Annotated in this window: 24 protein-coding genes and 1 pseudogene; 6 read left to right on the top strand and 19 right to left on the bottom strand. The window is 31.6% G+C overall.

Annotated features, from left to right (window positions below):
* Positions 1–32: 32 nt before the first annotated feature.
* From JN09_RS06200 to JN09_RS06125, 16 genes are all read right to left on the bottom strand, one after another.
* Positions 33–338 carry a DUF6329 domain-containing protein gene (locus tag JN09_RS06200; RefSeq protein ID WP_204433842.1) on the bottom strand — a complete coding sequence of 102 codons (306 nt, stop codon included), beginning with the start codon at positions 336–338 and terminating at the stop codon, positions 33–35.
* The gene (locus JN09_RS06195) at positions 335–721 is read right to left on the bottom strand and encodes a hypothetical protein (RefSeq protein WP_204433840.1); all 387 of its coding nucleotides are present in this window, start codon (positions 719–721) and stop codon (positions 335–337) included. The genes JN09_RS06200 and JN09_RS06195 overlap by 4 nt, the downstream gene beginning before the upstream one ends.
* Positions 714–1148, bottom strand: a complete 435-nt coding sequence (locus JN09_RS06190) for a hypothetical protein (protein WP_204433838.1) — start codon at positions 1146–1148, stop codon at positions 714–716. Before JN09_RS06190 ends, JN09_RS06195 begins: the two co-directional genes overlap by 8 nt.
* Positions 1126–1452, bottom strand: a complete 327-nt coding sequence (locus JN09_RS06185) for a DUF6329 domain-containing protein (protein WP_204433836.1) — start codon at positions 1450–1452, stop codon at positions 1126–1128. Before JN09_RS06185 ends, JN09_RS06190 begins: the two co-directional genes overlap by 23 nt.
* Before the next feature lie 90 nt (positions 1453–1542).
* Complete coding sequence (locus tag JN09_RS06180; protein WP_204433833.1) at positions 1543–2754, bottom strand: DNA modification methylase; 1212 nt, start codon at positions 2752–2754, stop codon at positions 1543–1545.
* Positions 2690–3214 carry a hypothetical protein gene (locus tag JN09_RS06175; protein ID WP_204433831.1) on the bottom strand — a complete coding sequence of 175 codons (525 nt, stop codon included), beginning with the start codon at positions 3212–3214 and terminating at the stop codon, positions 2690–2692. Before JN09_RS06175 ends, JN09_RS06180 begins: the two co-directional genes overlap by 65 nt.
* Before the next feature lie 420 nt (positions 3215–3634).
* Positions 3635–7345 (bottom strand): hypothetical protein, encoded by a 3711-nt coding sequence (locus JN09_RS06170; RefSeq protein WP_204433829.1) that lies wholly within the window; start codon positions 7343–7345, stop codon positions 3635–3637.
* A 26-nt stretch (positions 7346–7371) separates the two neighbouring features.
* Positions 7372–8910 (bottom strand): AlwI family type II restriction endonuclease, encoded by a 1539-nt coding sequence (locus JN09_RS06165; RefSeq protein ID WP_204433827.1) that lies wholly within the window; start codon positions 8908–8910, stop codon positions 7372–7374.
* Between the two features lie 12 nt (positions 8911–8922).
* Positions 8923–9813: a DNA adenine methylase gene (locus JN09_RS06160; RefSeq protein WP_204433824.1), complete on the bottom strand. Its 891-nt coding sequence runs from the start codon at positions 9811–9813 to the stop codon at positions 8923–8925.
* On the bottom strand, positions 9806–10834 hold the full coding sequence (locus tag JN09_RS06155) for a DNA adenine methylase (protein WP_204433822.1): 1029 nt from the start codon (positions 10832–10834) through the stop codon (positions 9806–9808). The genes JN09_RS06160 and JN09_RS06155 overlap by 8 nt, the downstream gene beginning before the upstream one ends.
* 115 nt (positions 10835–10949) lie before the next feature.
* A complete protein-coding gene (locus JN09_RS06150) occupies positions 10950–11372 on the bottom strand; it encodes a hypothetical protein (RefSeq protein ID WP_204433820.1) in 423 nt (140 codons plus the stop codon).
* Positions 11332–12237: a DUF4373 domain-containing protein gene (locus tag JN09_RS06145; protein WP_204433818.1), complete on the bottom strand. Its 906-nt coding sequence runs from the start codon at positions 12235–12237 to the stop codon at positions 11332–11334. Before JN09_RS06145 ends, JN09_RS06150 begins: the two co-directional genes overlap by 41 nt.
* A 159-nt stretch (positions 12238–12396) precedes the next feature.
* Complete coding sequence (locus tag JN09_RS06140) at positions 12397–12609, bottom strand: helix-turn-helix domain-containing protein (protein ID WP_012242534.1); 213 nt, start codon at positions 12607–12609, stop codon at positions 12397–12399.
* Complete coding sequence (locus tag JN09_RS06135; protein WP_204433816.1) at positions 12593–13339, bottom strand: phage antirepressor; 747 nt, start codon at positions 13337–13339, stop codon at positions 12593–12595. The genes JN09_RS06140 and JN09_RS06135 overlap by 17 nt, the downstream gene beginning before the upstream one ends.
* Positions 13340–13367: 28 nt before the next feature.
* The gene (locus JN09_RS06130) at positions 13368–14294 is read right to left on the bottom strand and encodes a tyrosine-type recombinase/integrase (protein WP_204433809.1); all 927 of its coding nucleotides are present in this window, start codon (positions 14292–14294) and stop codon (positions 13368–13370) included.
* A 70-nt stretch (positions 14295–14364) separates the two neighbouring features.
* Complete coding sequence (locus JN09_RS06125; RefSeq protein ID WP_204433802.1) at positions 14365–14634, bottom strand: helix-turn-helix domain-containing protein; 270 nt, start codon at positions 14632–14634, stop codon at positions 14365–14367.
* A gap of 278 nt (positions 14635–14912) precedes the next feature.
* On the opposite strand from JN09_RS06125, the gene JN09_RS06120 reads away from it, so the two are divergent.
* From JN09_RS06120 to JN09_RS06105, 4 genes and pseudogenes are all read left to right on the top strand, one after another.
* A complete protein-coding gene (locus JN09_RS06120; RefSeq protein WP_204433800.1) occupies positions 14913–15512 on the top strand; it encodes a helix-turn-helix transcriptional regulator in 600 nt (199 codons plus the stop codon).
* A gap of 154 nt (positions 15513–15666) precedes the next feature.
* Positions 15667–15831: an SHOCT domain-containing protein gene (locus JN09_RS06115; RefSeq protein ID WP_204433798.1), complete on the top strand. Its 165-nt coding sequence runs from the start codon at positions 15667–15669 to the stop codon at positions 15829–15831.
* Positions 15832–15899: 68 nt separating this feature from the next.
* A complete protein-coding gene (locus JN09_RS06110) occupies positions 15900–17618 on the top strand; it encodes a recombinase family protein (protein WP_204433796.1) in 1719 nt (572 codons plus the stop codon).
* A 156-nt stretch (positions 17619–17774) separates the two neighbouring features.
* Positions 17775–19067: pseudogene (locus JN09_RS06105) on the top strand (ISL3 family transposase).
* A 140-nt stretch (positions 19068–19207) separates the two neighbouring features.
* Here the strand turns inward: JN09_RS06105 and JN09_RS06095 are convergent.
* The 3 genes from JN09_RS06095 to JN09_RS06085 all read right to left on the bottom strand — a co-directional run bounded on the left by JN09_RS06095 (position 19208) and on the right by JN09_RS06085 (position 24550).
* Entirely contained in the window at positions 19208–22042 is a 2835-nt protein-coding gene (locus JN09_RS06095; protein WP_204433792.1) for an ABC transporter ATP-binding protein/permease, read from the bottom strand.
* 240 nt (positions 22043–22282) lie between these two features.
* The gene (gene rlmD / locus JN09_RS06090) at positions 22283–23599 is read right to left on the bottom strand and encodes a 23S rRNA (uracil(1939)-C(5))-methyltransferase RlmD (RefSeq protein WP_204433790.1); all 1317 of its coding nucleotides are present in this window, start codon (positions 23597–23599) and stop codon (positions 22283–22285) included.
* Between the two features lie 36 nt (positions 23600–23635).
* Positions 23636–24550 (bottom strand): D-2-hydroxyacid dehydrogenase, encoded by a 915-nt coding sequence (locus JN09_RS06085; protein WP_204433788.1) that lies wholly within the window; start codon positions 24548–24550, stop codon positions 23636–23638.
* Between the two features lie 111 nt (positions 24551–24661).
* On the opposite strand from JN09_RS06085, the gene JN09_RS06080 reads away from it, so the two are divergent.
* Together JN09_RS06080 and JN09_RS06075 are read left to right on the top strand one after the other, a co-directional pair.
* Complete coding sequence (locus JN09_RS06080; protein ID WP_204433786.1) at positions 24662–25495, top strand: NAD(P)-dependent oxidoreductase; 834 nt, start codon at positions 24662–24664, stop codon at positions 25493–25495.
* Between the two features lie 116 nt (positions 25496–25611).
* Positions 25612–25863: helix-turn-helix domain-containing protein (locus JN09_RS06075; protein WP_204432166.1), on the top strand; the 252-nt coding region annotated here is incomplete at its 3' end.

Raw genomic sequence — 25863 nt, 5'->3', positions numbered from 1 at the left:
TATTAGTTAAAAAGGAAGCTTGATTCGCTTCCTTAGTTTTCTGTTTTGGTTTTAATAAGTGGTATGAATGCTGCATACCTTGCGTAATGATATCCTTCACTTTCAACCAGGATACCAAAGTCATGTTTATCCGATGTGACTAACAAACAGTGAAATATACCCTCCTTGTCACAATACATCAGCTCTAAATGCTCTTTGATGAAATCATAATCATTTAATGGTTCTCTGATGAATCCTTCAAATACGTCACTTTCTAGAACTATTGTCTTTTCAACTATAAACTTATCTTGAGGGATAAGTTCCTCTGGTGTTGGTTTTCTAATAAAATTTACTTTCATGTTGTTTCCTCGTCAATTCTCCATGCTGTATAAACACTTCTATAGGTGCAATCCCAAATGTCTAGAATAACACCATCTTTACAAACACTAATATGTCCTGCCATCTTTAATATAAACGTTCCTTTTGGATGTAGTTGTGCAAAGTCTGTACCTTTAATTCTTGGTTCACCCTTAACTGCTTTAAAAATGTATCTTGGGCGATTCTCTAAATACTTATAAATAAACTCTGTATCCTTGTAACTGGTGAAACTCCATTCACGCTTTTTCTGATTGAGTTCTCTTCTTGTTTCCATGTAGTCTTTATCAAATGCTGTTGATATCGCTCTAACCACACAGTCACCAGTTTTAATGCCTTTAGGATGTCTGTTGTAATAGTTATACATGCGTTTCCCACCCTTCATTTAACCAATTAATAAGTTCTTTAACTGAGTCTGTTGAGAATACAACCTTTTCATAATGTGTTAATCGTTCATAGACTGTGTAGGTCTTATCATGCCATGGTGAGTTTAGTTGAACGACGATCAATGTGACATTAGATTCTAAATCTGCAATTCTAAAATCATCATATAGATTACCTTCAAGTGGACAGTTGTTTTTGAACCAGACATAACTGTTTTCCAAATCAACTTTACCACCTGATTTAATTTGCTTGATGATGTTACCCATGCGTTTGGTTTTATTCTGTAAACTTGAGTCTTTACAAAACCAATCATACCATCCAGCATTAATTTGAACTTTTGCATCATTTGATTCAAAGCTTCCATTATTGAACTCTTGAATCCAATCTTTAAGCGATAGTTGTTTTTCCATTGTTCAATCCTCCAATCTCACTTTTTCTTATAAATGCGGAGTATCTAGCATAACTTGAACCATCTGCTTGAACAAGAATTCCATAGTCTAATTCTTTAGCTGTTACTAATATTGCATGCCATACGTTGTTGCTGTCTGTATACATTAAATCTTTGTGAGCCTTTATGAAATCATAATCGCCAAGCATATCATCTAAGAACTTATTAAACCGTCTTTGTGATATCTCAACGACTTTCTCAACTACAAAATCATCCTGTGGAATAATCTGTTCTTTGAATGCTCTCGTTTCAAATTTGACTTTCATCGCTATTGCCTCTTTCTAACCTTTTTTGGTTACTACTATATATCACTCTAAAGGCTTTAAATAGCAAGTCAATTCGACAAGATTTGCTCACTATAGTGACAATATCTGAAAGTCGTTGATTTGATTAAGTGGTATCTCTTTTCCATTACGAATGAGATGGCAATCATCAAGCGAAACTTTGTACTTTATATAGCGTTTTACAATCACATCCACAAATCGTTCATCCAGTTCCATGATTCTTGCTCTTCTTTGAAGTTGATCAGATGCGATCATGGTTGATCCAGAACCACCAAATAAATCTAGGACTATCTCATTCACTCTGGATGAATTAGCGATAGCTTTACCGACGAGTTCTAATGGTTTCATCGTAGGATGTTCTTCATTTCGTTTTGGTTTGTTATATTCCCATATCGTATCTTGAGTACGGTCATCCACAAAGTAATGAGCGGCACCTTCTCTCCAACCATAAAGAATTGGTTCATGTCGCCAGTGATAATCTTGTCTACCTAAAACTAGTGCGTTTTTAACCCATATAAGACACTCTGCAAGTTTATAACCAGCATTTTTGAATGCGTTTCTAAAATTGAGTCCTTCCGTATCAGCGTGACACACATATATAGCGCCACCTGGTTTTGTATGTTCAAACATATTCTCAAAGGCTTTAAAAAGAAAAAGATAGAATGTATTATCTTCCATCTTATCGTTCATAATTTTTCCAGCTGTACCTTCATAATCGACGTTGTATGGTGGATCAGTAAAAACCAGATCAACAAGGTCGTCTTGTATTAGTTTCTTAACATCCGCTTTTAAAGTTGAATCACCACACATCACTCGGTGATTACCTAAGATATAGATATCGCCCTTTTGTGTATATGGTGCATCTGATAGATCATCTGTTGGATCAAAGTCATCATCGGTCGCATTGTCTGGTACATCAGCTACAAGTTCTTCAAACCCAAAGAGAGACATATCCATTTCAATGTTTGCAAGCTCTTCTTCAAGTTTGGCAAAGTCCCAGGTCGCAAGCTCTGCAGTTTTGTTATCTGCAAGTCTGAATGCTTTGATTTGTTCTTCTGTTAAATCATCAGCAATAATACAAGGTACTTCATCAAGTCCAAGTTTAAGGCTCGCTTTAAGTCTTGTGTGTCCTGCAATAATGACATGATCTTTAGTGATCACAATCGGAACTTTAAATCCAAACTCTTCTATACTCTTTGCAACCGCATCGATTGCAGCATCATTGTTTCTTGGATTGTTTTCGTACTCTTGGAGTGCTGATACTTTCTTCATCACTATATTCATTTATCCATACCTCTTCACCTTTTTCTAAACGTTTGGTCATCAGTTCTATTTCTGCTTTTTTCTCGTTATACTCAATACCGAACTTTGTAATGAGTAAGTATTTAATAGCTGTGATTTCAGGAAGTGACTGCTTCTTGTATTTTGTGATTCGTTTCTTTGTCCCTGATTTAGTCTCTTCTATCACAGTTTGTGTTTCTTCATATTCAAATCCGATTGCTCGTTGATACATAGCATCAACTAACTTTTCTTTTAGTTCCTCATCCCCATATTGAAATGCTTTGTTCAACTTGGGATGAGCTTTTCTTAACTTAATGAGTGTCTTTTCTGTGATACCTAAGTATTCTGCAACCTGTCTTTGTGTTGCTCTTTTAGATATCATTTCAGATATGGCTTTTAATCTACTGTTTAGGTGCCCAGATTCTTCCCAACGCTCATACAGATCTAGCATTTTCCCTTTCATTTAATCACTCCAACTGTACAACTGTCATTGCTTAAAACTGTAATAGTTTACCAGTTGGAATACTACAAGTATCTCTGCAAAAACAAAAAGGAACTCATTTCTGAATTCCCATTATTTCTAGGCTGGTTTTAAAGCCAGTATTCCATGTTATTTATAGCATATCAAAATAGTCAACTTTTATCTATATGCTTAGAGCATAATCGAAATCGTGTATCATTCTTGGTCTTTTCCAACCAATAACAACCTTTAGTTACTTATTGTATTACATTTCTTTTTGTTTCCATTTTGTTAGCCCACATACACAGATTATCGGCATAACAATCTGTGCTAATTAGCCGTTTGAGAATACTGAAACATGACTTGTTTCCTTATGTAGTTTCAAAATGATTCAATACTAATTAATTTTTTAGAATGGTCGAGTTAAAAACTTCTTGTAAGTTCCTCAATTCTTGTTTTTTTGATGTCATTTTCATATGATACCAAAAATCGATTAAGTTTCTCTCTATGCTTTATGAACTTCAATCCTCTAAAAACATCTTGTAATCCTTTTATGAATTTAATTTTATCCTCCAGATAGGGGATTGCACTGCCGGTCCAGGAAGACAATCTTTTTTCTAAATCCAGTCTGTCAAAAATAGAAAATTCAATATTATTTTCTGCTAGAATAGTGAAAAACTTTAGTTTTACATCAGTTGGATAATACGAAACAATACTAAAAATTAGTTCAAGCTTTTCTAAAACATTAACATTGTCCTTTAAATAGTTTTCTATCAACTCTATTTTTTTTCTTTGCATATCATTAACTGTATTAACTCTAGATTGTTTTACAAAGAAATCACTAAGATAGTAACCGGTCATATCATGAACACTTCTTGACGAAATCACTATGTCAAATATCTTGGAAACAAGTTTAGAATATTCGGGAGTAGACCAAATAAAGTAAATTCTACTGTAGAATGTATGTTTATCTAATGAAGCATATAAATCAATATATCTATATAAATATTTGGAGTCAATATTATAAAAGTACATTAGCAGTTTTCCATTTGAATCAGTGTTTGGGTCTGACTTTACCTTATAGCAATATGTATCAAACAATAAGGTAAGTGTATCACCAGTAACTAAATTGATAACTTCTCTTGGCATCAAATATTCATTAAAAACACTTCTAACTAATATATTATTCACATTAAACTCCAGACTTTTATTGAGAATTACCTTGAATATGTCATCTACAATACTTGGAAAATTATCATGGTGTTTAAGTAAAAACCTAAAATCTATATGGAAATTAAATTCAGAATCATACCAATATCTTTCATTCATCAACGTTATAAGACTTTCTAAGTCTTCCTTGTCAAATTCATCACTACTGAGCATTTCGAAATATGCAAACAAATATTTATGCGATGAGGTATTTGTAATTCTTTCAATTTCGTTTTTTGCTTTTGTCTTATTATTATAAAGTGTATATAAACCTTTCAAAACGATATATGGATTCACTTTGTCAATCAATTGGTTACTTCTAAAAATATAGTCTAAAATGATTTTTAATGTAACCTCATCTTGATAGCAAATCTCAATCATCTTATTAAGCCCCGAAATTAATGATTGAATATGTTGTGAGTCATTAAAGATTTCACTGGCATTTTCAATAAAATTTAATATGAATTTGATATCCTCATTTTGCAACATTATTTTAATATCTGAATCAATTTTCTCATTAATGTCTACATAATCATATGTTCGTGAGTATTTATATCCAACCACAGTATGAAAAACAATATATTCTCTATTATTAAAAAATGGAGCTAAACTAGATTTGATCTGAACATGATCTTTAAAAAATTCACCTAACCCAACAGCTATAATGCAATCATTTATATCTTCATAACTTAATAACTTAATGACAAGACATATGTTCTCTAAATCAATTTTACCCAGGTTAGATTTTGCATACTCCTGATTAATATGATATTTGTATAAAATTTTCCGAGCATCCATCCTAAACTCATTATCACTAACTAAAGAAACAATCAATTTCCATCCAAGCTTCCTTAATTGAATAAAATCATCTCTATCTTTTGCGAAAATTGTATAGTAGATTATTTTTGATCTCTCATGTTCTGTGGGATTAAATTCGAATTTCAATAGGTATTGAGCTAATTTACAAAAAATATGACGCAATGGTTTAATCTGATAATTATCTGAATGTGAAATGAGATGTTCTGTTAGCTTAACTAAAGAGAGATTTCCGTAATAGTCACTATCAGAATTCACACCACATCTATTTACTAGTTCATTATAAAATGACTCGTGTGTTTCAGGATAAATTTCAAGTAAATTTATAGCTAATTCTAAAGGAGTTAAATCATTGTTTGAACTATATAGTCCAAATAGGATCTCATAATACTGATTTATCGAAACATTATTAAGTGAGAACTCACATCCGTCATCTTTGACCTTTTCAATTGCATCATGTATTAATGATATGATTTCATCCGGAAAGAACACATAAAATGATGTTAAGAATGACCATTTTAATTCACTTGATTCTCTAGAAACATTTAACTTATAAGCTTTTACAGTTGACGATTTAACAAACTCAAATATCTCATCAGAGTAAAATATATTACTTAAAACGTTCATACTTTCAACTAACTGTCGGTTGAACTTACGATAAGTTAAAACGATCAAGTCACTATATTCAATTAATTTTTTATCAACTAGAGAATACTTGATTAAGTAATTACCCATGTTTTGATCAGCAATTTTGACAATTTGATCTTCGTATATATCAACCATTTCATTTGCTTCAAGGTTTTTCACACTCAAATAAAACTGTGTTTCATCTATCTTCATTGATTCCAATAAGCTCTCAAATACTTCATAGTAATTTAAATCAAAATTACCTATAATAGATATTAAACTAGCAACTAAAAGATCTTCCTTGGTCAAAGAATTGCAATTATCTATGTATTTTCCGTAATATGCGTCATATAAATTTGAAACACTGTGTAATTTTGATAAATCTTGACTATCCACTGCAAGTTTTGCTGTTAACATAGCTAATCGAGGATTGCCATTTGAAATGCGCTGAATTTGCTTAATATATACCAAATTGTGAATATCAAAATTTTCTTTAATTAGTAGGCCAATTTCATCATCACTCATTAAGTCGACTTTAAGTGTTTCAGGCGTGGCAATTGATGCTGTCCTATTGATTAATTGTGTTAAAGAGTATTCTCGAACAGTCCCTATAATCTTTACATTATATCCAGTATCATTTTTATATAAATAATCTAAAACAAAACCTACTTTCGTTAACATATTTATATCATCTATAAAAATCAAATAAGCACCAGGCTCTTGTAAGTTAGTAATGATGTCTTCATAGATATCTAAATCGTTACTCTTAATGCATATCAATTTATAATTATTTTCTTTACTGAATATTCTACAGAACTCTAAGGATATCCTAGTTTTTCCCGATCCTGCTTTACCATATACAATAACATAATTACTTCGATTCACTTTATTATATAATTCATTAAAAATATTATCTCGTTTCAAAAACTTAGTATCAAGTGGTGCAGCAATAGAGTTTGAGTCGTTATACTTAATAAAATCTTGAACTTGAAACACTTGATTTGTGTCAAGTTTTATACCTAAGAAATCTCTTGCTAAGTCTTTATATCTATAATACAAATCCTGTGAAATTTGATCGATCCCATATATATTTAAATCTATTTTCTTCTCACGAGCTATATTCATTAGCTCATTCGTTTGTTCTACTGTCAAATTTGATGATGTGTGTGCCAATATAACTTCTTTGATTAATAAGTTATCTATTTTTGTCTTACCTATGTCTAACGCATCATTCAAATCCTTTTTCAGTTTACTAAACACATTACTATCAGTTGTTGACATCAAAAAAATGTATTTGTCAGAATTATCAATAAAATATGTGTCCGGTACTCCTTTTGTAGTTTTTTCGGTTCCAGCCTGCATTCCCAAACTATGCATACTTTTAAACACTAATCTTCTTGCCACATATGCATCAGCAAACCTTTGAAACTCTCCACCATTAAGTTGTTTTATGGAACTCTGAATTCTGCTTATAATAGACATATCGACCTCTTTATATAATTAATACATCAAATGTTCAATTTTTTTCTGACATTAGTAAAGATATTATTTGTATAGTTCTTCATTGAATCATGTACTTGATTCATCATTACCTTGTCTACAAAATCACTTATGCTATAAGTTTCAAGATAAACAAGTTTGTCGGTTAATAACATCCTAATTATTTCATTATCATAGAATGCTTGAGTATCTGGATGTACAAAAGGGGCTACAAATGATAAATAACTATCTCTAGTATCTTCTTCCAAATGTCTAATTACACTAGTTGTTTCATTATTGAGTTGTTGTTGTTTATTCCTAATCATGGTAACTTCAATTAGCCAATTGATAACATCTGAATAAACATAAATATCTCCGTGATTACCCGGTGCATGAGAGATAGGCATTCCCAACGAATCCACTTTATAATTTGGCGCAATAATATGGTCTTTTCCGTATACTAAATACAGCAAAAGAGATAAATAAAACTCCAATTTCAATGGATCAGGAACATATTTAAACTCACGATCTTTATTTGCTACAAAATTTGCTAGTAATTGACCAATTTTTTCAATATCTATCTTGTATTCATCCACAACCTTCTTAAGTTTGATATGAACGTCTTCTTGGCTTTCTACAGTCCAACTTGCTGTTGTCTTTATTAACTGTTTTGAGTAAAGGATAAACTGATTAAAGAATAATTTGCGATCTGACTTTTGCTCCTCTGAAAAAACATAATCATTTGAAAAAATTTGTTCAATAAACTGCAACTTATCGTGGTTAATCATTATTCTTATTTTACCAGCATATTTTATAGAAATAAAACCAGTAATTTTGAGTAATCTTAGCACAGCATCAGGATAGTCTTTGGTAACTGTACCTATTTTGTTATTAACCTGGTACTTTTCCACAAGATAATCATAAACAGAATCATCATTGCTAAATGAGTTTGAATTGATTTCATTAATAAAATCATCCACATTTCCTTCTTTATTAAATAAAGATACGACAAACTGTTCATATGATAAAGTTTTATTGCTTTCGTTCAGTCTGATGAGTACATTTGTGATAAATTTGAAATAATTATAATCATTTGATACGTTTCTAAAAGGAGACTTTCTATTATAGATTGCTGCTTGTGTAGCAAATGCGATTTGATCATCAATTTCTTCTTTGACTAATAGTTTTGCAATATCAGAAATAATAAGTTTATCATTATAAGTTGCATAAAGAAAACCAAACTCAGATAAAGTTCTCACATATGTCCAAAATCTAGATGCATAACCCATAGGAAAGCCACCATCTGCTTTTCGTGTTAAGTTTACTTTCTTAACAGTCTTCTTTTGCTGTGCAATAGTCATTTGATTGAAATCTTGTCTTAATGCTGATACAATACCTTCTCTATATAAATGAGTGACTATTTCTAGTAGATTGTCATCATTTAAAACAGCATTCTCATATTCAATAAGAATGCTCAGTATTTCTTTATATCTTTCAGGGTTTCTAACAGCTGTCTCCAATGACATTTGTTTATATCTAGGCTTTTGTTTTACTATTTTTCTCGACATAAAATCCCCCACTCAATAATTCATAATTAAAACTTCTACGGTTTCCTTGATTGTGTTATCGTGGTAACTAATGTAGTTACTTTTGACCTGTTCTACTTTATATTTTTTTGCCCAGTCTATCAATAATCGATTTTCTTGTCCTTTATGAATAAAGACATTTGAAAGTGCAAATTTGACACCCATATCATTAAGTTTATCAATTACATTTAAAAGTTCGATTTCACTATCTTCAGTCCAACCTTTATTGTACTCACATGCGCTAATCAGATATGGAGGATCTAAATATACAAAATCATCTGACTGATATTCTCTATTTAATAAGAAATCTTTAAAATCTAAATTAAAGAATTTAACCTCATGTTTATCAATAAAATCAAAATAGACATTTAAAGCTTTGAAAACGTTCTTATTATAATCTACATTTCCAACAGGCAAGTTGAAATCTCCACTTCGATTAAATCTTAACATATGATTAAAACCATAAATTAACAGTAAATACAGAAACATATAGTTTTCTTTATCCTTATTGAAATCACTTCTTAATTTCATATAAGGCTTCTTATTAAATACTGCATAGTATGTTTTTTTATGTTTTTGCTTCAACTCGTCCGATACTGTATTACCAAGATAAGAAGCAGAAAATCCATATTCGATTATAATTTTTTCAAATTCCTGGAAAAACTTGACTCTATTGTTTTTATATGAATACAAGAAGTTATGAAGTTTAATCATATGTGTATTCTTGTCATTACCCACATAATGATCAGCTTTAGTGTTTAAAAATACACTCCCTCCACCAACGAAAGGTTCAATAAGCGTCTTATACTTTTTAGGAAAATGCTTTCTTAGTTGCGGCATTAATTTATATTTATCTCCAACATAAAAAAATGGTGATCTAATCATTTTGGTTCCTCACTTTCGTAACAAATAGCATCTCTTGATGATTATCCAATTCTGTCTTACCTGCATTAAAAGCTCTATGATTCATTGAAAAAATCTTTGTAGGACCTTTTCTATTTAGAACTTCAGTAATTTCTTCTAGAGTCATTTTATTCTTTGATGACTTACTTTTTGATGTATATGTATTATTATACGATACCACGATATATTTAGCTCTTAAATCAACTATCAGTTCATTAAAAAAATCTATCGCTTTGGTTTTGCAATATTCACTAACGTTTTCTGGTTCTGGTTTCAATGCTTCACCAAACAACTCCGGTTTATCCCACTTTGTAATAGTCTCAATAACATGATAAAATCTACTATACTGTCTGGAAGAATACGGTGGATCAATATAAACAATGTCTGCAGAAATTCTCCGAGCTAGTTTATTTGCATCTTCTCTGTATATTTTTACAGTACGATTATCTTCATCTTTAATAACTGGTGAGATCAACTCAAATTTAAAAGATGCTTTCAAGTTCTTAGCTTTTATAAAGGCATCATAGTGTCCTACCGTGTTTGCTGATCTATCAAAAGAATATATTAGTGATGTTAAAAGAATATAATACTCCATTTTTGTTAGATTTTTATGTCTGTTCTCAATATCATTTCGAATGTAATCAATCTTCAAAGCATCTTCCATAGAAAAGTACTTGTTTCCGTAGTTGTTTGTCACAAAATCTGGTTTTAGTTCATCCACATTCAAAGTTCTATATTTTTTTGCTATTTTGATTAACTTCTCATAATCATAACTTTTATTGCCAAAAAAACCATTATAAATTACTTCATTAGAATATAGAAAATCATTTATAATAAACTCTTTATAATCATCAAACATGGTATATGTTACTACACCAGTTCCAGCAAATATATCACAAAAAGATTCAGAGTCTTTACATTCTTCGATTATTATGTTCCTAATCCATTCAGATAGTTTACTCTTACTTCCAGTGTATCTCCTATTATTAATATTAAACGCCATATGTTCCACCTCGTTAATCTCATTTATATTGTACCATTAATACTAACATAATTAAACAGATAAATCCATCGAATTTGTCCATCGAATTAGTTTTATCATTTTCACGCAAAATCTTTCATAATCTGTACCATTTATTAGCTATCCTAGTTCGAATTTGAATCAGTGATTCCATTTTTACATCTGATTGAACACTCATGACTTTTAAGCTACTTAGTGAAACCAACTGTGTTAACACTTTTTGTTCTATTACATTTAATGTTTCGAAGAAATCATCATACTTCCTAATTATTTCATCTAGAATTTGTATTTCTTTATTGACAGCATCAATTTTATCCATCCAATATAGCAAGTTCTCGTCACCTTTTGAGTTACCAGACTTTGATCCGGAAAATTCATAAGATACTCCATTATAGCCTATAAACTTCATATTATAGAATCGAAGTTTCTCTTGAAGTTCAGGAAGCTTTCTTTTAGATCTTCTCACTTGATCTATCCATCTATAAAACGAGTCGTTTAAACCAGTCTTCGATTGATTCATGACTATTCTCCCTTCTTCTTTGGAACATCTCCAGATTGTTCATTAAAGACTTACGCATAAAGCTAAACTTATCTTCAATTGGTGTTTCAGTTCTTTTTGAATAACTTACAATATAATCAGTTGCTGCTAGGACATCATCGAATCCATATATTGATACTGCTTCATCAAAAAGCTTATTGTATTTACCAATTTCCAGTGTTCCATCTTCAATATATTGGCTTCTGATGATTGCTTTTGTGATGTAGTGATAATTAGGTAATGAATATACCCCTTTATCCTTTTTATCCTCTTTATCTCTTTCTTTTTTCTTTTCTTTTTCTTTTTGTGTACTTTTGTATGCAATAACCTCACTTGAAGTGTCATTATTGCTATCAATAACATCAGTTGAAATAGCATTACTGTTATCAATAACTGCGGTTGAACTCTGGTTATTGTCTACATTAACTTGTGGCGTTTTTTTATAGAAATTATTAAGCTCTAACATCGTATGTTGATCCAATAACCAATACTTCTGATGCTCAATCCCACGCCTGCGCCTTGTAGAAAGCGTAAACTGCCGCTGTATCGCTTTTGAAGTGAACACACCGACACTTAGTAATTCTTTATCGAATAGCCCGTTAGAACCGGCTCTTAAAATGATTTTTTCTATTTCATTCACACTTGGAGCCCAGGCATTACCAATACTCTTTATGAGTGCTTTTGCTGCTTGCTCTGTTGTCATCTCTAAAAAATAACCATGCGCATAAATCATTGTTAAAAGGCGGATGTATACCATCTCGCCCATGACACCATACATTAAATTTAAATCCGTTATCTTTTCATCTTCAAAGAAATTCACATCGAGTGGGAAGTACTGCAGTCCCATTTTGAACGGTCTCGCCATTATTTTAGTCCTTTCACATTACAAAAAGCATGCCATTTTTAGGTTTCTATCGATAGCATGCTTCTGTATGTCATTATCTTTTGTTTCCTGCATTTTCCATTTTCATAGCCCTGATACACACATTATCGGCGTAATAAATCATTATTTATTTTTGCTTGTTTTATGAAGCTCATCAATAAACTTTACGAGATTTTCTTTCGATACTCTCCACCCTGGTCCGATCTTAAATGCATGTAGTTTTCCTTTTTTGATATAGGTTGATAACGTTCTTCTTGATACCCTTAATATGTCTGCAACTTCTTCTAATTTGTAATAATCTCGTGTTGGTTCTTGACGCTTAGTTTCGTTTATCATCTTTTGCTCCCTGGTATTCTTTTAGTATGCGTTCAATAAATGTAATACCACTTCGGTATACATAAGTTCTTTGTGAGGTTACAGTACTCCCACCACTTACAACTTTGGCTTCAACAACTCTGAAATACTTCTTGTCACAATACTCCTGGTGTGGAACATTGGAATCATCTAGGATGCGTTTAGCTCTAAGTATTTTTAAGAGTTCAGTACTTTTTAGTCCATGATATCTAATAACTTCATGAACCATATCTAGGTCTGTCGCACTACCAGTACCTAGTAGACGATCAATATATTTAACTTTTGGTGCATTGAGTTTGAGCTGTGTTTCAACAACACTATGTCTAACTCTTAAATCCTCAAAATCTTCTAAAAATTTTAATGCAACATCTGGATCTTTAAATTCATCGACATTATATTTTTGGTATTTAATCAAATTTGGTAATACAGTACGGTATAACCAATCACTGATTGCTTCAGCATCAGTCTTGGTTGACTGAAACAAACAACTACTTAAATAGTCAGCAATTATGAAATACTTATTTTTAGAAGCTCCGTTTGAGTCTTTTACCTCAAGGGTTTTGACTGCATTTGATGGGATTCTAGAGCGAAAATCGTTGATATTTTTTATACCGTAAATATGGGTTAAATCTTTCAAGTTAAAACAGGGTTGATCATCAATGATCGCTGTTCGAACTTTCCCATACCGGTTGTTGTGAAACTCTTTGATCATAATTTATCCTTTCATTTCTTTTCAATTTTTAGTTGTCTTCATCTTCTTCTTGATTGAGTAGCTTTTGTGCAATTACGTGTTCATAAACATGCACACTCTTGATTTCCGCATGCATATAAATCTCTGTTGTTGCTGGATCTGAATGACGCATAATCTTTTGAGTGTCATCCTTGTTTGCTCCATATTGTCTTGCTAATGTTGCAGTTGTATGTCTTAAACTATGTGCTGTATGTTTATCATCATCAAATCCGATATCTCTAAGTAGATCCTTGATAATACGTCTAATATTTCTGGTTTTCATTCTTTGGCCTAAATACTTAGGTTTATGGTCAATAAATAACGGTTCATACTGGTCGCTTCTTTTCATGATGTATGTTTCAATTGCTTTATTCACTAAAGGCGAGAGTCGAACGAATGAACTCTTCGATGTTTTGCCTTTTCCATGAACATAGAGAATTTCACCGTCATCAATCACATTTAAATCACTAACATCAGCACGTTCAACTTCTACTGTCCTCATACCTGTTGTTAGCATAAGTAAAACCATAACATAATCTCTGTATTTAATGATGTTCTTATTTGAATTGATTTGAGCAAGTTTTAATAACTGTCTTGATTCACTTTCAGATAAATGCGCACGTTTAAACTTCTTTTCAATCTTTGGACTCTTAATCCCCTCCGATGGATTTGCTCCATGACCGTTCGTGTGATACCAACGGTAGAAATTTCGTACCACTACCAGGTGATACTTAATGGTCGTTTCTTCTAGCTTGCGTTTAAAAAGATAGTCTCGATAAGCCATAACGTCACTGCGAGTTGGTAAATCAGACAGTGTGTTGGCATAATCTACAAATTGCTGAAGGATCCTTTCATAGGATTGCTTAGTCGTCATACTTACATCGGCATCATCTAGATACTTTTTTGTAAGCAGCTTAAACCCTTCTTTTGATGACATCTTTTCACCTTTCTGTATCAAATTTTTGATTCTATGTTTTTTTTGAAAAACAAGATAAATGGTGATTATGTTACCATCTAATTTTTTTGTATTTCTTAATGCCATTAAGCTCTTCATATGAACTTAAATACAAGGCTTCTGCTTTTAGAAACTCTAGTGGTTCCACATGAAGCAATATGATTAGTTTAATCACTAACTCTATAGGCAGCCTTTTACCTCTTTGTCCGCCTTCAATTTGTCTGTAGTAGACTGCAGATACATCGAGTTCTCTAGATAAGAATTCAGCTGAATAACCCATTTTGTTGCGATAAACTTTAAGATAGTCACGGACTAATGGCACATGTGATTTCTGTTTTAAGTGCGTGGAATCCTCTTCATACATTCGTTAATGATTTCTCCTTTCTTGCACATTTCACCTGGTGCCTATGATTATAAGTAAAGAAAAGCATTCAAAAAATGACTTATATACTTATTTGATGAGTTGCAACAAAGAGAGTTATAACTTTCCTATGTTTGCATATTAAAGACGCATGCCGTGTTAATTATTGTATACAAAAACCTTGACCAAGCCACATTTGTTGCTCTATAATATAAATAGAAAGGTTAAACAGGTGAATAATGAACTATCAACTATTATCTGATGATGATTTTAATAATCTTTTCATTAGTGAAAACTTAAAAAGACTAAGACTAGCGAATAATTTATCTACTGTTCAAGTTGCACAAATAATAGGTAAATCTAGACAAGGTTATGTTAACTATGAGTCAGGTGCTAGAGAAATTAGTATTCATGATCTAATAACTCTGTCAGGTTTTTATAATGTCCGAGTAGATGACATTATTGGTAATCCCTATTCAAACAGAAACGAAAAGGCTCTAACATTTAGAACCTTTGAACATATAGAAGAAAAAATTGTACCGTCAGTTCAGATATCCATATCAACCATAAATGATGATATGATCGCATTTAAGAAAAGTGATCTTGAAATCGACTTCTTCTGGAGAACTCAAAAGAATCAAAAGAACCGTGTAATGTTATTTGAGTACTACGATCGAGTTTATGTCTCAAAAGTATATTTCAACAAAGACCATGGGGGTTTCTTTTTCATCAATGAAGAGCCTCTATACTTCACAAAAGCTAATGCTGAAAATCTTATCTTTAAAGGTGTATATGCTTCAACACTTAAAAAAGATTTAGTTATTGAAAACTTCTTCTAACGATTATGCACTAAGCATATAGTTTTGATTTTTATAATGTGATAAACTGATGTTGGTAAATCAGACGGTTGTTGTCATATGATCAAATTGACGATAGATCCCTTTAAAGGAATTGCTTAGGCGATTCCTTTTTTCTTTGCATCTATAATAAAAAATGAGTATTATTATCAGTCCAGAAATGAAGTTCAATATAGCTAAGTCAATCATAGTGAAGCTATTTAATCAAAAACTTATCACAATCGATGAATTCAGTATTATCATCAATAAGTTAGCGTCAGCCTATGGTATTACAAGTGATATTAGAAAAAGCAATGATTAAGTCACTAATGACTTGCTATTCATTGCTTTTTGAGTGATGTATATACTAACGAAAGGAGCGGTCAAAATATGAAAAACAAAACCGTAAGAATCATCCAACCAAAGACACATTACACTTTGGATCAAATCAATAATCCAATTACCAGAAAACGAGTATGTGCCTATGTACGAGTATCAACAGACAACTTAGAACAAAAAACAAGTTATGAAGCTCAACGAGATGAATATACACAACGAATTACAAAGAATCCAGATTGGATATTTGATGGCATTTATGCAGACGAGGGCATCAGTGGGACTAGCACAAAGAACAGAAAACAGTTTAATTTAATGATTGATAAAGCACGTGCTGGCCAAGTTGATATTATACTTACCAAGTCAATATCAAGGTTTGCAAGAAATACAGTCGATGCACTAAACTACATTAGAGAGTTAAGACAAATCAATGTAGAGATTATTTTTGAAAAAGAAAACATTAGTTCCCTAGATCCTAAAGTAGAGTTTCTTCTGACCATCATGTCATCAATGGCACAGGAGGAAGCCAGAAACGTATCAGAAAACGTCAAATGGAATGTTCAACGTCGTTTTAGAGAGGGTGTGCCTATTATCAACCATCAACGCTTCCTTGGATATACGAAAGATAAAAAAGGTGGAAACCTAGTGGTTGTACCTGAGGAAGCACAGATTGTTAAACTCATATTCAATTTATACATTAGTGGTGTTGGTCCAGCTAAAATTGCAGAGCAACTCATTGCAATGGGTGCAAAGACAGGTGCTGGTAAAACAGAATGGCGACTTTCAACAATTACAACCATTCTAAAAAATGAAAAATACATGGGTGATATGCTGCAGCAAAAAACGATTAGTGTTGACTACCTGAGTCACACAAGAGTAAAGAATAAAAATCATGCACCTACTTATTATACAGAAAACAGTCATGAGGCAATCATCGATAGAGAAACATTCGAACTAGCTCAACGCATCAGAAAAGATAGAGCTAAGGTTAGAATTGGTGAAGATAAGAACCTCTCAAAATATAGTAGAACATATCCTTTAACAGCAATGATTATATGCAGCGAATGTGGTCGAACGCTAAAAAGACGTTACTGGAACTACGGTAAACCATCACAAAGGGTGATGCAACAGTGTGGTAGCTACATTGAGGGTAAGGCAAATTGTAATGCAAAGGCAAGTCGTCAAGATCTTATTGAAGCAACCACAATCCACATGCTAAACAAAGTCTTCTTAAAAGATCTAGATATCATGTCAACCATTCAAAGGGTAATTAAATCAACCATCAAGGTTGATGATGTTGAAAGTATCATTGAAAAGTTAACATTAGAAAGAGACGAAAAGGAAATAGCATTATCCAATCTAATTGATACAAAGGTAAAAACACCAGATATTCCAGAATCAATATTTAATGCCAAGTATAGAGAATACTCCGATCGCCTTAAAGTTCTAACAGCTGAGATTAACAAGCTTGAACTTGAACACGTAAAAAATTACGACACCAAAAAACGTATGGATAAAATCAATGAAATTTTAGGTAAAAAGAATTTAGTCATCGATGAACTTGATTCAGAGATATTAAGTACATTCATCTATAAAATGATATCAGTCAGTCCAAATGAGATCGTATACTGTATTGCTGGAACCAAGAATTATTCAGACAATGATTTCAAAGAACGACGTTTTGAGTTCTTAAAAACTGAACCAATCATTGTGGAAACATATCACGCACCTGATGGCTTAGCTAAGATGTTATACCGGGTTGTAGTGATATAATTTTTAGGTATATAAAATATATGGAGGTTACAACTACCCTATAAATTATTTGGAGGTAGGCCTCCATATTTTTTATAGGCGGATTTTATTGTTTAAAAATAAAAGAATCTCACTTATAATTAAAGTTAGCCATAACAATGATTATAAGGAGACTCTATGCATAATAATATTATACAACTATTATTCTTAGATTCAATTAAAAATAAAATAGAAACACTTGACACTTTTAGGTCAGACAACAAGCTTTATATTCATATTAAACTTATTAAACAAGATATCTTATGTTCAACATGTCATTGTACGACTAAGTTTCATAGTTATAGAATGAAGCATATTAAATACGGTATTAGTAATCATGAACCCTATATAATTGAATACAACTCCAGACGATATAAATGTATCTCCTGTGGCAAATATCAATCAGAACCCAATCCATTTAATAAAAAACATACGAATTTATCTACCATGACTAAACACTCTATTTTAGAAAGTATTAAACAACCTAATCGCACATTTACAGATGTAGCAGCCCAACATCATATTTCCACCCAAAGTGTGATTAATATATTTGATCAAGCTGTAGATGCTCGACGTCTAAAACTTGGCAGAACAATCTGTATGGATGAGGTATTCATTAGTAAAAAACGGAAATCACCTTATGCCTGTGTGTTATATGATTTTGATTCTAAAAAGATTATTGATATCATACCAACTAGACATAAGCACTATTTGAATCAGTACTTCTTACGCATACCAATCGATGAAAAAGACCGTGTAAACGTCTTTATCATCGATATGTGGGAAAGTTATAAGGATGTTATTCAAAAAGTATTTCCTAAAGCATTAATCGCTGTGGATTCCTTTCACGTCATAGCAAACCTCAACAGAGCAATGGATCGGATTCGAATTAATACCATGAATAAATTTAAATTAGAACGTAGTAAACTTATTAATAATGACATGTATTATTACATGTTAAAGAAATTTCATTTCTTCTTTAAGATAGATTTAGACCGTCTAAGAGATTTTAAGCCCGTTTATATAGCTAAATTAAATGCCTACTGGGATAAGCAAACCATTCTTAAGTATTTATTGGATATTGATGATACCCTAGCGCGATGTTTTAAGTTAAAAGAAAAGTATCGTTACTTTAATTTAACAGCCGAATATCACTCCTGTGGTGAAACATTAGATGAATTGATTGATGAATTTAAATCAAACCCAATCAAAGAATTTAGAGACTTTGGTCGAATGCTTCAAAACTAGAAAGTAGAGATTAAAAATTCCTTTATAACTTCTAGAGGCAGACGTATATCTAATGGACCTATTGAATCTACAAACTCTAAAATAAAGACTATTATCAAAGCCTCTAATGGAATTAGAGACTTTAGAAGATTAAGAAACAAAATTATGTATTCCATCAACAAGGATACACCACTTAAAAACTAAATTCAATAAAAAGAACATAGTTATGGCTATACAAAAAGGAGGTACCTCCACATCTTAGATAGGTGTGGTGTACCTCCATATTTTTGATAGGCCTATATGGATTAAACCTCCATATTATTTAAAGGGCCTTTATATAAATCTTATTTATTTTTAATTGCATCGATCGGTTTTTTATTTGCTGTTTTAAGTACTGGTAGTGCACTTGATATAAATCCGATACTTAACGAAATTATCATTAGTAATATAATTTGTTTTATACCAAAATCAAATAATGTAGTTTTTAAATTAAGTGATTGAATCATCGTTTTATTTAGTAAATCAGAAACAATTATTGTACCAATAATAGAAATCATTAAATTAATTAAAGAAATCATTAATGTTTCTTTAGAAAAGACACCTAAGACATCTTTACTACTTGCACCAATGGCACGTAATATGCCTATTTCTTGCTTTTTATAGGCAACACTAGAACTCATAAAGCTAAACATTAAAAGCCCTGCAAATGAAGCCATAATTAGTGCAGTGTAAAAGAAAAATGTTTGCATACTATATATATTTTCACTTAAAAAAACTAAATAGTTAACATCTGCATCCATAACCTCAAAACGGTAGTCTTGTGACTTATCCATGTTTTCTTCAATCATTTGATAAAAGTTTTTCTTTGTTAAAGTTTTTGTAGGTGTTATTAGACTAAAATATTTTGCATCTGGCTTAACTACTATTTCATCAAATTTGGTATCACTTACATAAAATGTTGACCTGCTAGCATCACTAGAATAGCCGATAACTCTAAATTCTTCATAAATAACATCACTTCCATTATTAACCATATTAATATTCATTGTATATGTAATTGGTTCGAAATTATCTAAATAATACTTAATTGATAGGGCAGAAATTAACTTTTGATCATCTTGAGTTAAAACTTGTGAGCCTAAAGAAAGATAGATTATATCTTGTTTGAATTCAACCGGGATTGATTCAAGATTTGCGTATTGCGGATAATATATATCTAAAAGTGCTGTTGCCTCATCATAGTAATTACTTAATACATAATTTAGTCCAATGTCATGCTTAATGTCAAGACCCATTATTTGATTTGCAATGTATTCCATAGTATTTTGATCAACTACAATGTCTAAAGGTGTTTTATCATTTACTGATGAATCTTTAAAAGTGACGATATCACTTAAATTAAGTTCACTTATTTTATTTATGTAGCTAAAAAATACGTTATTTGTTAAACTCGTGTGGATGAGTACTGATGATGTATTTTTGCTTTGAAATTCATTTACTTTTTGTGTTATGCCTTTACCCAAAATAAATAGTCCTGCAGGTGATTTATCCATAAATTCCCTAAACTCCCAGTATAAATTTCCTGATATACTTTCGTTTCTTGGATGATTTTTTAATGTTTCATATTTAGATAAGTCATATTTATAATCCATGACACCGGAAATTGTAAATTCAAAATAACTAGATGAAATTGTTTTTCCTATTATATCTTCTGGTGTATCAATTTCAAATTTATTATCTGATTCATCAATATATCCATATGTCTTAAACTGTTCAAATAGATACATCGGGATAACTACTTCTTCTAAATTGCTGGGTAATTCACCTATAAGTTCATAATTAGTATTATCAAGAAACTCTTTATCCGCTTCAATATATTGTCTTAAACCATCATAATCATAATATGTCATATCATCGTGTTTTGCATCTATAAAAGAACTATAAAACAATCGAATGTCTTCATAAATAGGTAAAAATGTTTGATTTTCATATTTAGATTCTAATAATAATTTTTGATTATTATTCATTATCTCCGGATTATAATATACCCAGTCTCCAACTGATTTTTTTGCATAACCTAATACAATTGTTTCGTGTCCATTATCAATAATTGATTGGTATGACTTATTTCTAGCATCATAATTTGAAAAGGTATCAACAACACCAAACATAATGAGTGCAATTGAGGATAATATAATCGAAAATATTAATCTTAGCTTTTTATGTGATAAGGCATTAAGTGCCATTGAAAATGATGCTTTTAATGGAAGTTTTGATTTAATCAGTTCAAATTCTTCAGTACTTTTATTAATTAAAGATTCATCTGTCGATTCAAAACCATCATGGAATTTACTTGATTTATTTAACTTAATACTTGTAAGATTGTCTTTATCTTTCAAGTAGTTGTTAATAATCTCTAAATCATTGGGCGTTAGTTGATATTTGGGTTTTATTAAGATACCTTCATTTGTAATCTTAATTGGTTCATTTTCTTCTACTGTTTTTCCTGTATAGGTAATATCGTAGTCGATTTTACCATCTATAAAATGAATCATTCTATCAGCATATTTTCTTGCAAATTCTAAGTCATGTGAGATAACGATAACTAATCGATCTTTAGATAATTTTTTTAATGTTTCTATTAGTTGTGTTCCTGTTGTACTATCTAGTGCTCCAGTTGGTTCATCTGCTAAAATTATTTTAGGATTTTTCACTAATGCTCTTGCAATAGCAACTCTTTGTTTTTGACCTCCGGATAGTTCATTAGGATTTCTTTGACCTAAGCCTTCTATATCTAAGTCTTTTAATAATTTGTTAACACTCTCATCATCAACTTTTTGACCTTGTAGTGCAAGTGCTAGACCAATATTTTGAGATACATTAAATTCATCTAGTATATTGTATTCTTGAAAAATAAACCCTACCATCGTGTTTCTATATGAATCGAAATCTCTTTGTTTAAAGTCGTTACTTGATTTATTATTAATGATTATATCGCCTGAATCATATATATCAAGACCACCAATTAAATTCAGTAAGGTTGATTTTCCGCTTCCTGATTTTCCTGTAACAAAAACAAGACCAGTTTGACCAAAAACTATGCTTACATCTTTTAAAGCATGGACTTCCACACCTTTTTTCGTGGCGTATTTTTTATATATATTTTTTAATTCTAACATTCATTTTATCCCCCATGTGCAGATTTTCAACGTTATTATTATAGCATATTATTATATAAAGGGCCTAATTTTTTAGCAAAAAGATGTTCTCACACTCAAGAAAATATATGCTTAGAGCATAGTTTGATGTTTCCACATTGATTTCGATATGTTTCCACATTGGGCAAAAAGTAAAAAAGAAGTATTTAACCCTGATTTAAGAGGTTAGATACTTCTTCTATTATTATATGAATGGCTTTGTTAAGCTGTTTTTAAAGAAAGCAATACGATGTTTTCAACGTGGTATGTTTGTGAAAACATATCTACAGGCTGGACTTTAACAATTTGATAACTGCCTGATAATTGTCTTAAATCTCTTGCTAATGTTTCAGGATTACATGAAACATACACCATTTTCTTCGGTTTAATTTGAAGGATGCTATCAACAAATGCTTTATCAAGCCCTGCTCTAGGTGGATCTACAACAATCGCATCTAAGGATTTCTTATCATTTGTCAAATACTGTATGTATTCTTTGGCATCCATGGCAATGGTTTCAAAGTTTGTAACTTTATTAAGTTGTGCATTTTTCTTCGCACTCATAACTGAATCCGGGTTAATTTCTACTGCTAATACTTTTTTGACGTAATCAGATAAAATAATCCCGATTGTCCCCACACCAGAATATGCATCTAAAATAATGTCGGTTTTCTTTGATTCTAAGAAATCAATCACTTTTTGGTATAGAACTTCGGTTTGTTCGCTATTGACTTGATAGAATGTTTTACTGCTGATTTGAAAACGTTTATTGAGTAAAACATCCTCAATAAAGCCTTTTCCATGTAATACTCTTTCTTGATCACCTAGTACAAAAGATGTATCCTTAGGATTAACGTTATGAACAATGGACGTGATATAAGGATGTGCTTTTAATAAATCTTTAACGAGATTACCTCTTCCTGGGAAAACGTTAGAAGGTGTGACTAAAATAACCAGAACTTGGTTTGTCTTTCTACTACGTTTAATCATTACGTGACGAATGATTCCTTCTTTTGTATCTTCATTATAAGGCATCAATTTGTGCTTTTTCATCAGCAATTTGATGGTATTAACGATTTCATTGGACACTTCATCTTGAATATCACAATTGGTCGCATTCACAATCTTATGCGTGTTTTCTTCATAAAATCCGGCAACAATCTTACCTTTGTTTACTCCAAATACCATTTGAATCTTATTTCTGTAGTTATAAGGTAAGTTAGATCCAATAACGGGTAATACTTCTGTCTTAATGGATTCTTTCTCTAAATAAAAACCTACTAACGTTGATTTTAAATCAAGCTGTTTAGCATAACTGATGTGTTGAAGTTGACATCCACCACATACATCATAAATTGGGCATTTAGCTTTAACTCTATCTGGATTACTTGATAATCTCTTTTCGATACGTATGCCTTTTTTGGTGACATCCACAAATGCTTCTTCTCCCATCATAAGATTTGGAAGCAAATAAGTTTTATCTAGTGTAATAACTGCATATCCTTCTGGGGTCATTTTTTCTACTTTAATTTTTTGCATATAGGGTCCTTAATACTCGTAGTGAGTGTTTTTAATTTATTCTATGATATTGAGAAGCTTTTTTTGGTTTAAATAACGCGCTAGATTATCACTAAGAAGTGAATGTAACCTATACATCATATTTGGGCTTGATGGCGCATTATGAGGCGTTAGGTATACATTATCCATTTCCCATAATGGCGATTCTTTTGGAAGTGGTTCAGGTGTCATTACATCTAGGGCAGCACCCCTCATTAAGCCTTTTGATAATCGCTCAATTAACGCATCCTGGTCAACTACTTCACCTCTACCTACATTAATGAATACAGCGCTTTTCTTCATTAGTGATAATCGTTTTTGATCCAGTAAATGATAGGTTTCTTTTGATAAAGGAAGCGTGTTGATGACATAATCTGATTCTCTAAGCAAGGTCTCTAGTCCTTCTTGTTCAAAATAGGTCTCATCGAAGGCCTCATGTTTAATTGGTCTTTGACGGTAACAGAGTGTTTTCGTTTGAAATGCTTTTAATCGCTCATTCGCATGAACGGCTAGGCTGCCAGAACCTAAGAATCCGATGGTTGAACCATAGATTTCTGGTTCTTCTTGGTGCGGTAACCATTCTTTATCATGCATTTGCTTAATGTATTTTTTTACATTTCTATTAATCACTAGCATTTTTGTAATAATGTCTTCAGCGATTGTGATAGAATAAACGTCTTTTGCGTTGGTAAGTGTGATTTTTCTTTCTTTAAGTAGAGCTAAATCGATTTGATTATACCCTGCGGTTGATAGTTGAATCCACTTTAAGTTAGGCAATTGATCGATGAATTCTTTCGTTACTTTAAAAGGTGAAAGAAAGCATGCCTCCACATTAGGATTAGGTTCAGTCACAAAAATGACTTCTGAGAAGTTTTGTTTCATTTCTATAAAAAATGGATTTTTACTTACAAATTTATCAACATAAATAATCATGACTAACCTTCTTTCTTTTGTCCTATTATTAATCATTATTAGTATACCATATCTAGGTGTTTTCTTTCTTATCTTATAGGATTTTGATATACTTATATTGGAGGCGATGATATGAAGATTGGATTTATTGGCGGAGGCATTATGGGCTTACCGATGGCCAAAAACTTGAGTAAGGCTGGGTTTGATGTAACACTATACAACCGTACCTATTCAAAAATAGAACCTTATAAAGATGAAATTAAAATTACAGATAATATCAAAGATGTTATAGAGGGTAAAGATATTATATTCACGATAGTAGGATACCCAAGTGATGTACTAGAACTTTATAAGACAATTATGCCATTATGTAAGAAAGATGCCATTTTGGTGGATATGACCACTTCTTCACCAAAACTCGCAAAAGAACTTTATGAAGAAGGCAAAAAAATGGGATTACACCTACTAGATGCCCCTGTAACAGGTGGTGATTTAGGGGCAATCAAAGGGACTTTATCCATTATGGTGGGAGGAGACTTTGAAACCTATACTAAAGTGGTTCCTTTCTTGGAAGTTATGGGTAAAACCATCACTTATATGGGCGCTTCTGGTAACGGACAAATGATGAAACTAACGAACCAAATAGCGATTGCAGCAAACATTGTCGGAATCGCTGAGAGTCTAACGTTTGCCAAGGATAATAGTCTTGATTTAGATAAAGCGCTAGCTGTCATTACAGGTGGTAGTGCTAATTCTTGGCAAGGTGCAAACAACGGACCAAAAATGATTATTAAAGATTATAAACCGGGATTCTTTATTAAGCATTTCATCAAAGACTTAAGACTTGCCCTTGATGAAATGAAAACTGACCTTCCGATCCTTAAATATGCTGAAGGACTCTATGCTAGGTTAAACCAGTTAGAACTTGGTACTCAAGCCATCATTGAGTCCTATATTAACAAATAACTTAATACATACATAAGAAAAAAGAAGACTATTTGATATGATACCTCTAAAGTAGACACAGGAAATAATATAAAGAAATATATATTATTACTGTTAATACTTGGAGGTATTTTATTTTGAGAAAAAACAAACGATTAAGTTATGAAGAAAAATTACTTATTTGCACGATATATGAGAAAGGCGAAGGGTCACTTAGACAGTTAGCAAGTCAGTTTGGCGTAAGCAAAAGCGCAATAGAGGTACTGATTTTCAAATATAGTAAGTTTGGTGCTGAAGCATTACGTATGCAAGGTATGAATCAAAGTTATACTGAAACATTAAAAAATGAAGTTGTTGAATCATATAGGAATGGTGCTGGAAGTTATTAT

The organism is Paracholeplasma morum, assembly GCF_016907055.1.
GTDB classification, from domain to species: Bacteria; Bacillota_I; Bacilli_A; order Acholeplasmatales; family UBA5453; genus Paracholeplasma; species Paracholeplasma morum.
This window is presented reverse-complemented; position numbering and strand designations above follow the sequence as displayed.

What these genes read in the sequence shown, in the direction of transcription:
- JN09_RS06200 (WP_204433842.1), bottom strand. Translation starts at nt 338, where the DNA reads ATGAAAGTAAATTTTATTAGAAAACCAACACCAGAGGAACTTATCCCT.
- JN09_RS06195 (WP_204433840.1), bottom strand. Translation starts at nt 721, where the DNA reads ATGTATAACTATTACAACAGACATCCTAAAGGCATTAAAACTGGTGAC.
- JN09_RS06190 (WP_204433838.1), bottom strand. Translation starts at nt 1,148, where the DNA reads ATGGAAAAACAACTATCGCTTAAAGATTGGATTCAAGAGTTCAATAAT.
- JN09_RS06185 (WP_204433836.1), bottom strand. Translation starts at nt 1,452, where the DNA reads ATGAAAGTCAAATTTGAAACGAGAGCATTCAAAGAACAGATTATTCCA.
- JN09_RS06180 (WP_204433833.1), bottom strand. Translation starts at nt 2,754, where the DNA reads ATGAATATAGTGATGAAGAAAGTATCAGCACTCCAAGAGTACGAAAAC.
- JN09_RS06175 (WP_204433831.1), bottom strand. Translation starts at nt 3,214, where the DNA reads ATGAAAGGGAAAATGCTAGATCTGTATGAGCGTTGGGAAGAATCTGGG.
- JN09_RS06170 (WP_204433829.1), bottom strand. Translation starts at nt 7,345, where the DNA reads ATGTCTATTATAAGCAGAATTCAGAGTTCCATAAAACAACTTAATGGT.
- JN09_RS06165 (WP_204433827.1), bottom strand. Translation starts at nt 8,910, where the DNA reads ATGTCGAGAAAAATAGTAAAACAAAAGCCTAGATATAAACAAATGTCA.
- JN09_RS06160 (WP_204433824.1), bottom strand. Translation starts at nt 9,813, where the DNA reads ATGATTAGATCACCATTTTTTTATGTTGGAGATAAATATAAATTAATG.
- JN09_RS06155 (WP_204433822.1), bottom strand. Translation starts at nt 10,834, where the DNA reads ATGGCGTTTAATATTAATAATAGGAGATACACTGGAAGTAAGAGTAAA.
- JN09_RS06150 (WP_204433820.1), bottom strand. Translation starts at nt 11,372, where the DNA reads ATGAATCAATCGAAGACTGGTTTAAACGACTCGTTTTATAGATGGATA.
- JN09_RS06145 (WP_204433818.1), bottom strand. Translation starts at nt 12,237, where the DNA reads ATGGGACTGCAGTACTTCCCACTCGATGTGAATTTCTTTGAAGATGAA.
- JN09_RS06140 (WP_012242534.1), bottom strand. Translation starts at nt 12,609, where the DNA reads ATGATAAACGAAACTAAGCGTCAAGAACCAACACGAGATTATTACAAA.
- JN09_RS06135 (WP_204433816.1), bottom strand. Translation starts at nt 13,339, where the DNA reads ATGATCAAAGAGTTTCACAACAACCGGTATGGGAAAGTTCGAACAGCG.
- JN09_RS06130 (WP_204433809.1), bottom strand. Translation starts at nt 14,294, where the DNA reads ATGTCATCAAAAGAAGGGTTTAAGCTGCTTACAAAAAAGTATCTAGAT.
- JN09_RS06120 (WP_204433800.1), top strand. Translation starts at nt 14,913, where the DNA reads ATGAACTATCAACTATTATCTGATGATGATTTTAATAATCTTTTCATT.
- JN09_RS06115 (WP_204433798.1), top strand. Translation starts at nt 15,667, where the DNA reads ATGAGTATTATTATCAGTCCAGAAATGAAGTTCAATATAGCTAAGTCA.
- JN09_RS06110 (WP_204433796.1), top strand. Translation starts at nt 15,900, where the DNA reads ATGAAAAACAAAACCGTAAGAATCATCCAACCAAAGACACATTACACT.
- JN09_RS06095 (WP_204433792.1), bottom strand. Translation starts at nt 22,042, where the DNA reads ATGTTAGAATTAAAAAATATATATAAAAAATACGCCACGAAAAAAGGT.
- rlmD (WP_204433790.1), bottom strand. Translation starts at nt 23,599, where the DNA reads ATGCAAAAAATTAAAGTAGAAAAAATGACCCCAGAAGGATATGCAGTT.
- JN09_RS06085 (WP_204433788.1), bottom strand. Translation starts at nt 24,550, where the DNA reads ATGATTATTTATGTTGATAAATTTGTAAGTAAAAATCCATTTTTTATA.
- JN09_RS06080 (WP_204433786.1), top strand. Translation starts at nt 24,662, where the DNA reads ATGAAGATTGGATTTATTGGCGGAGGCATTATGGGCTTACCGATGGCC.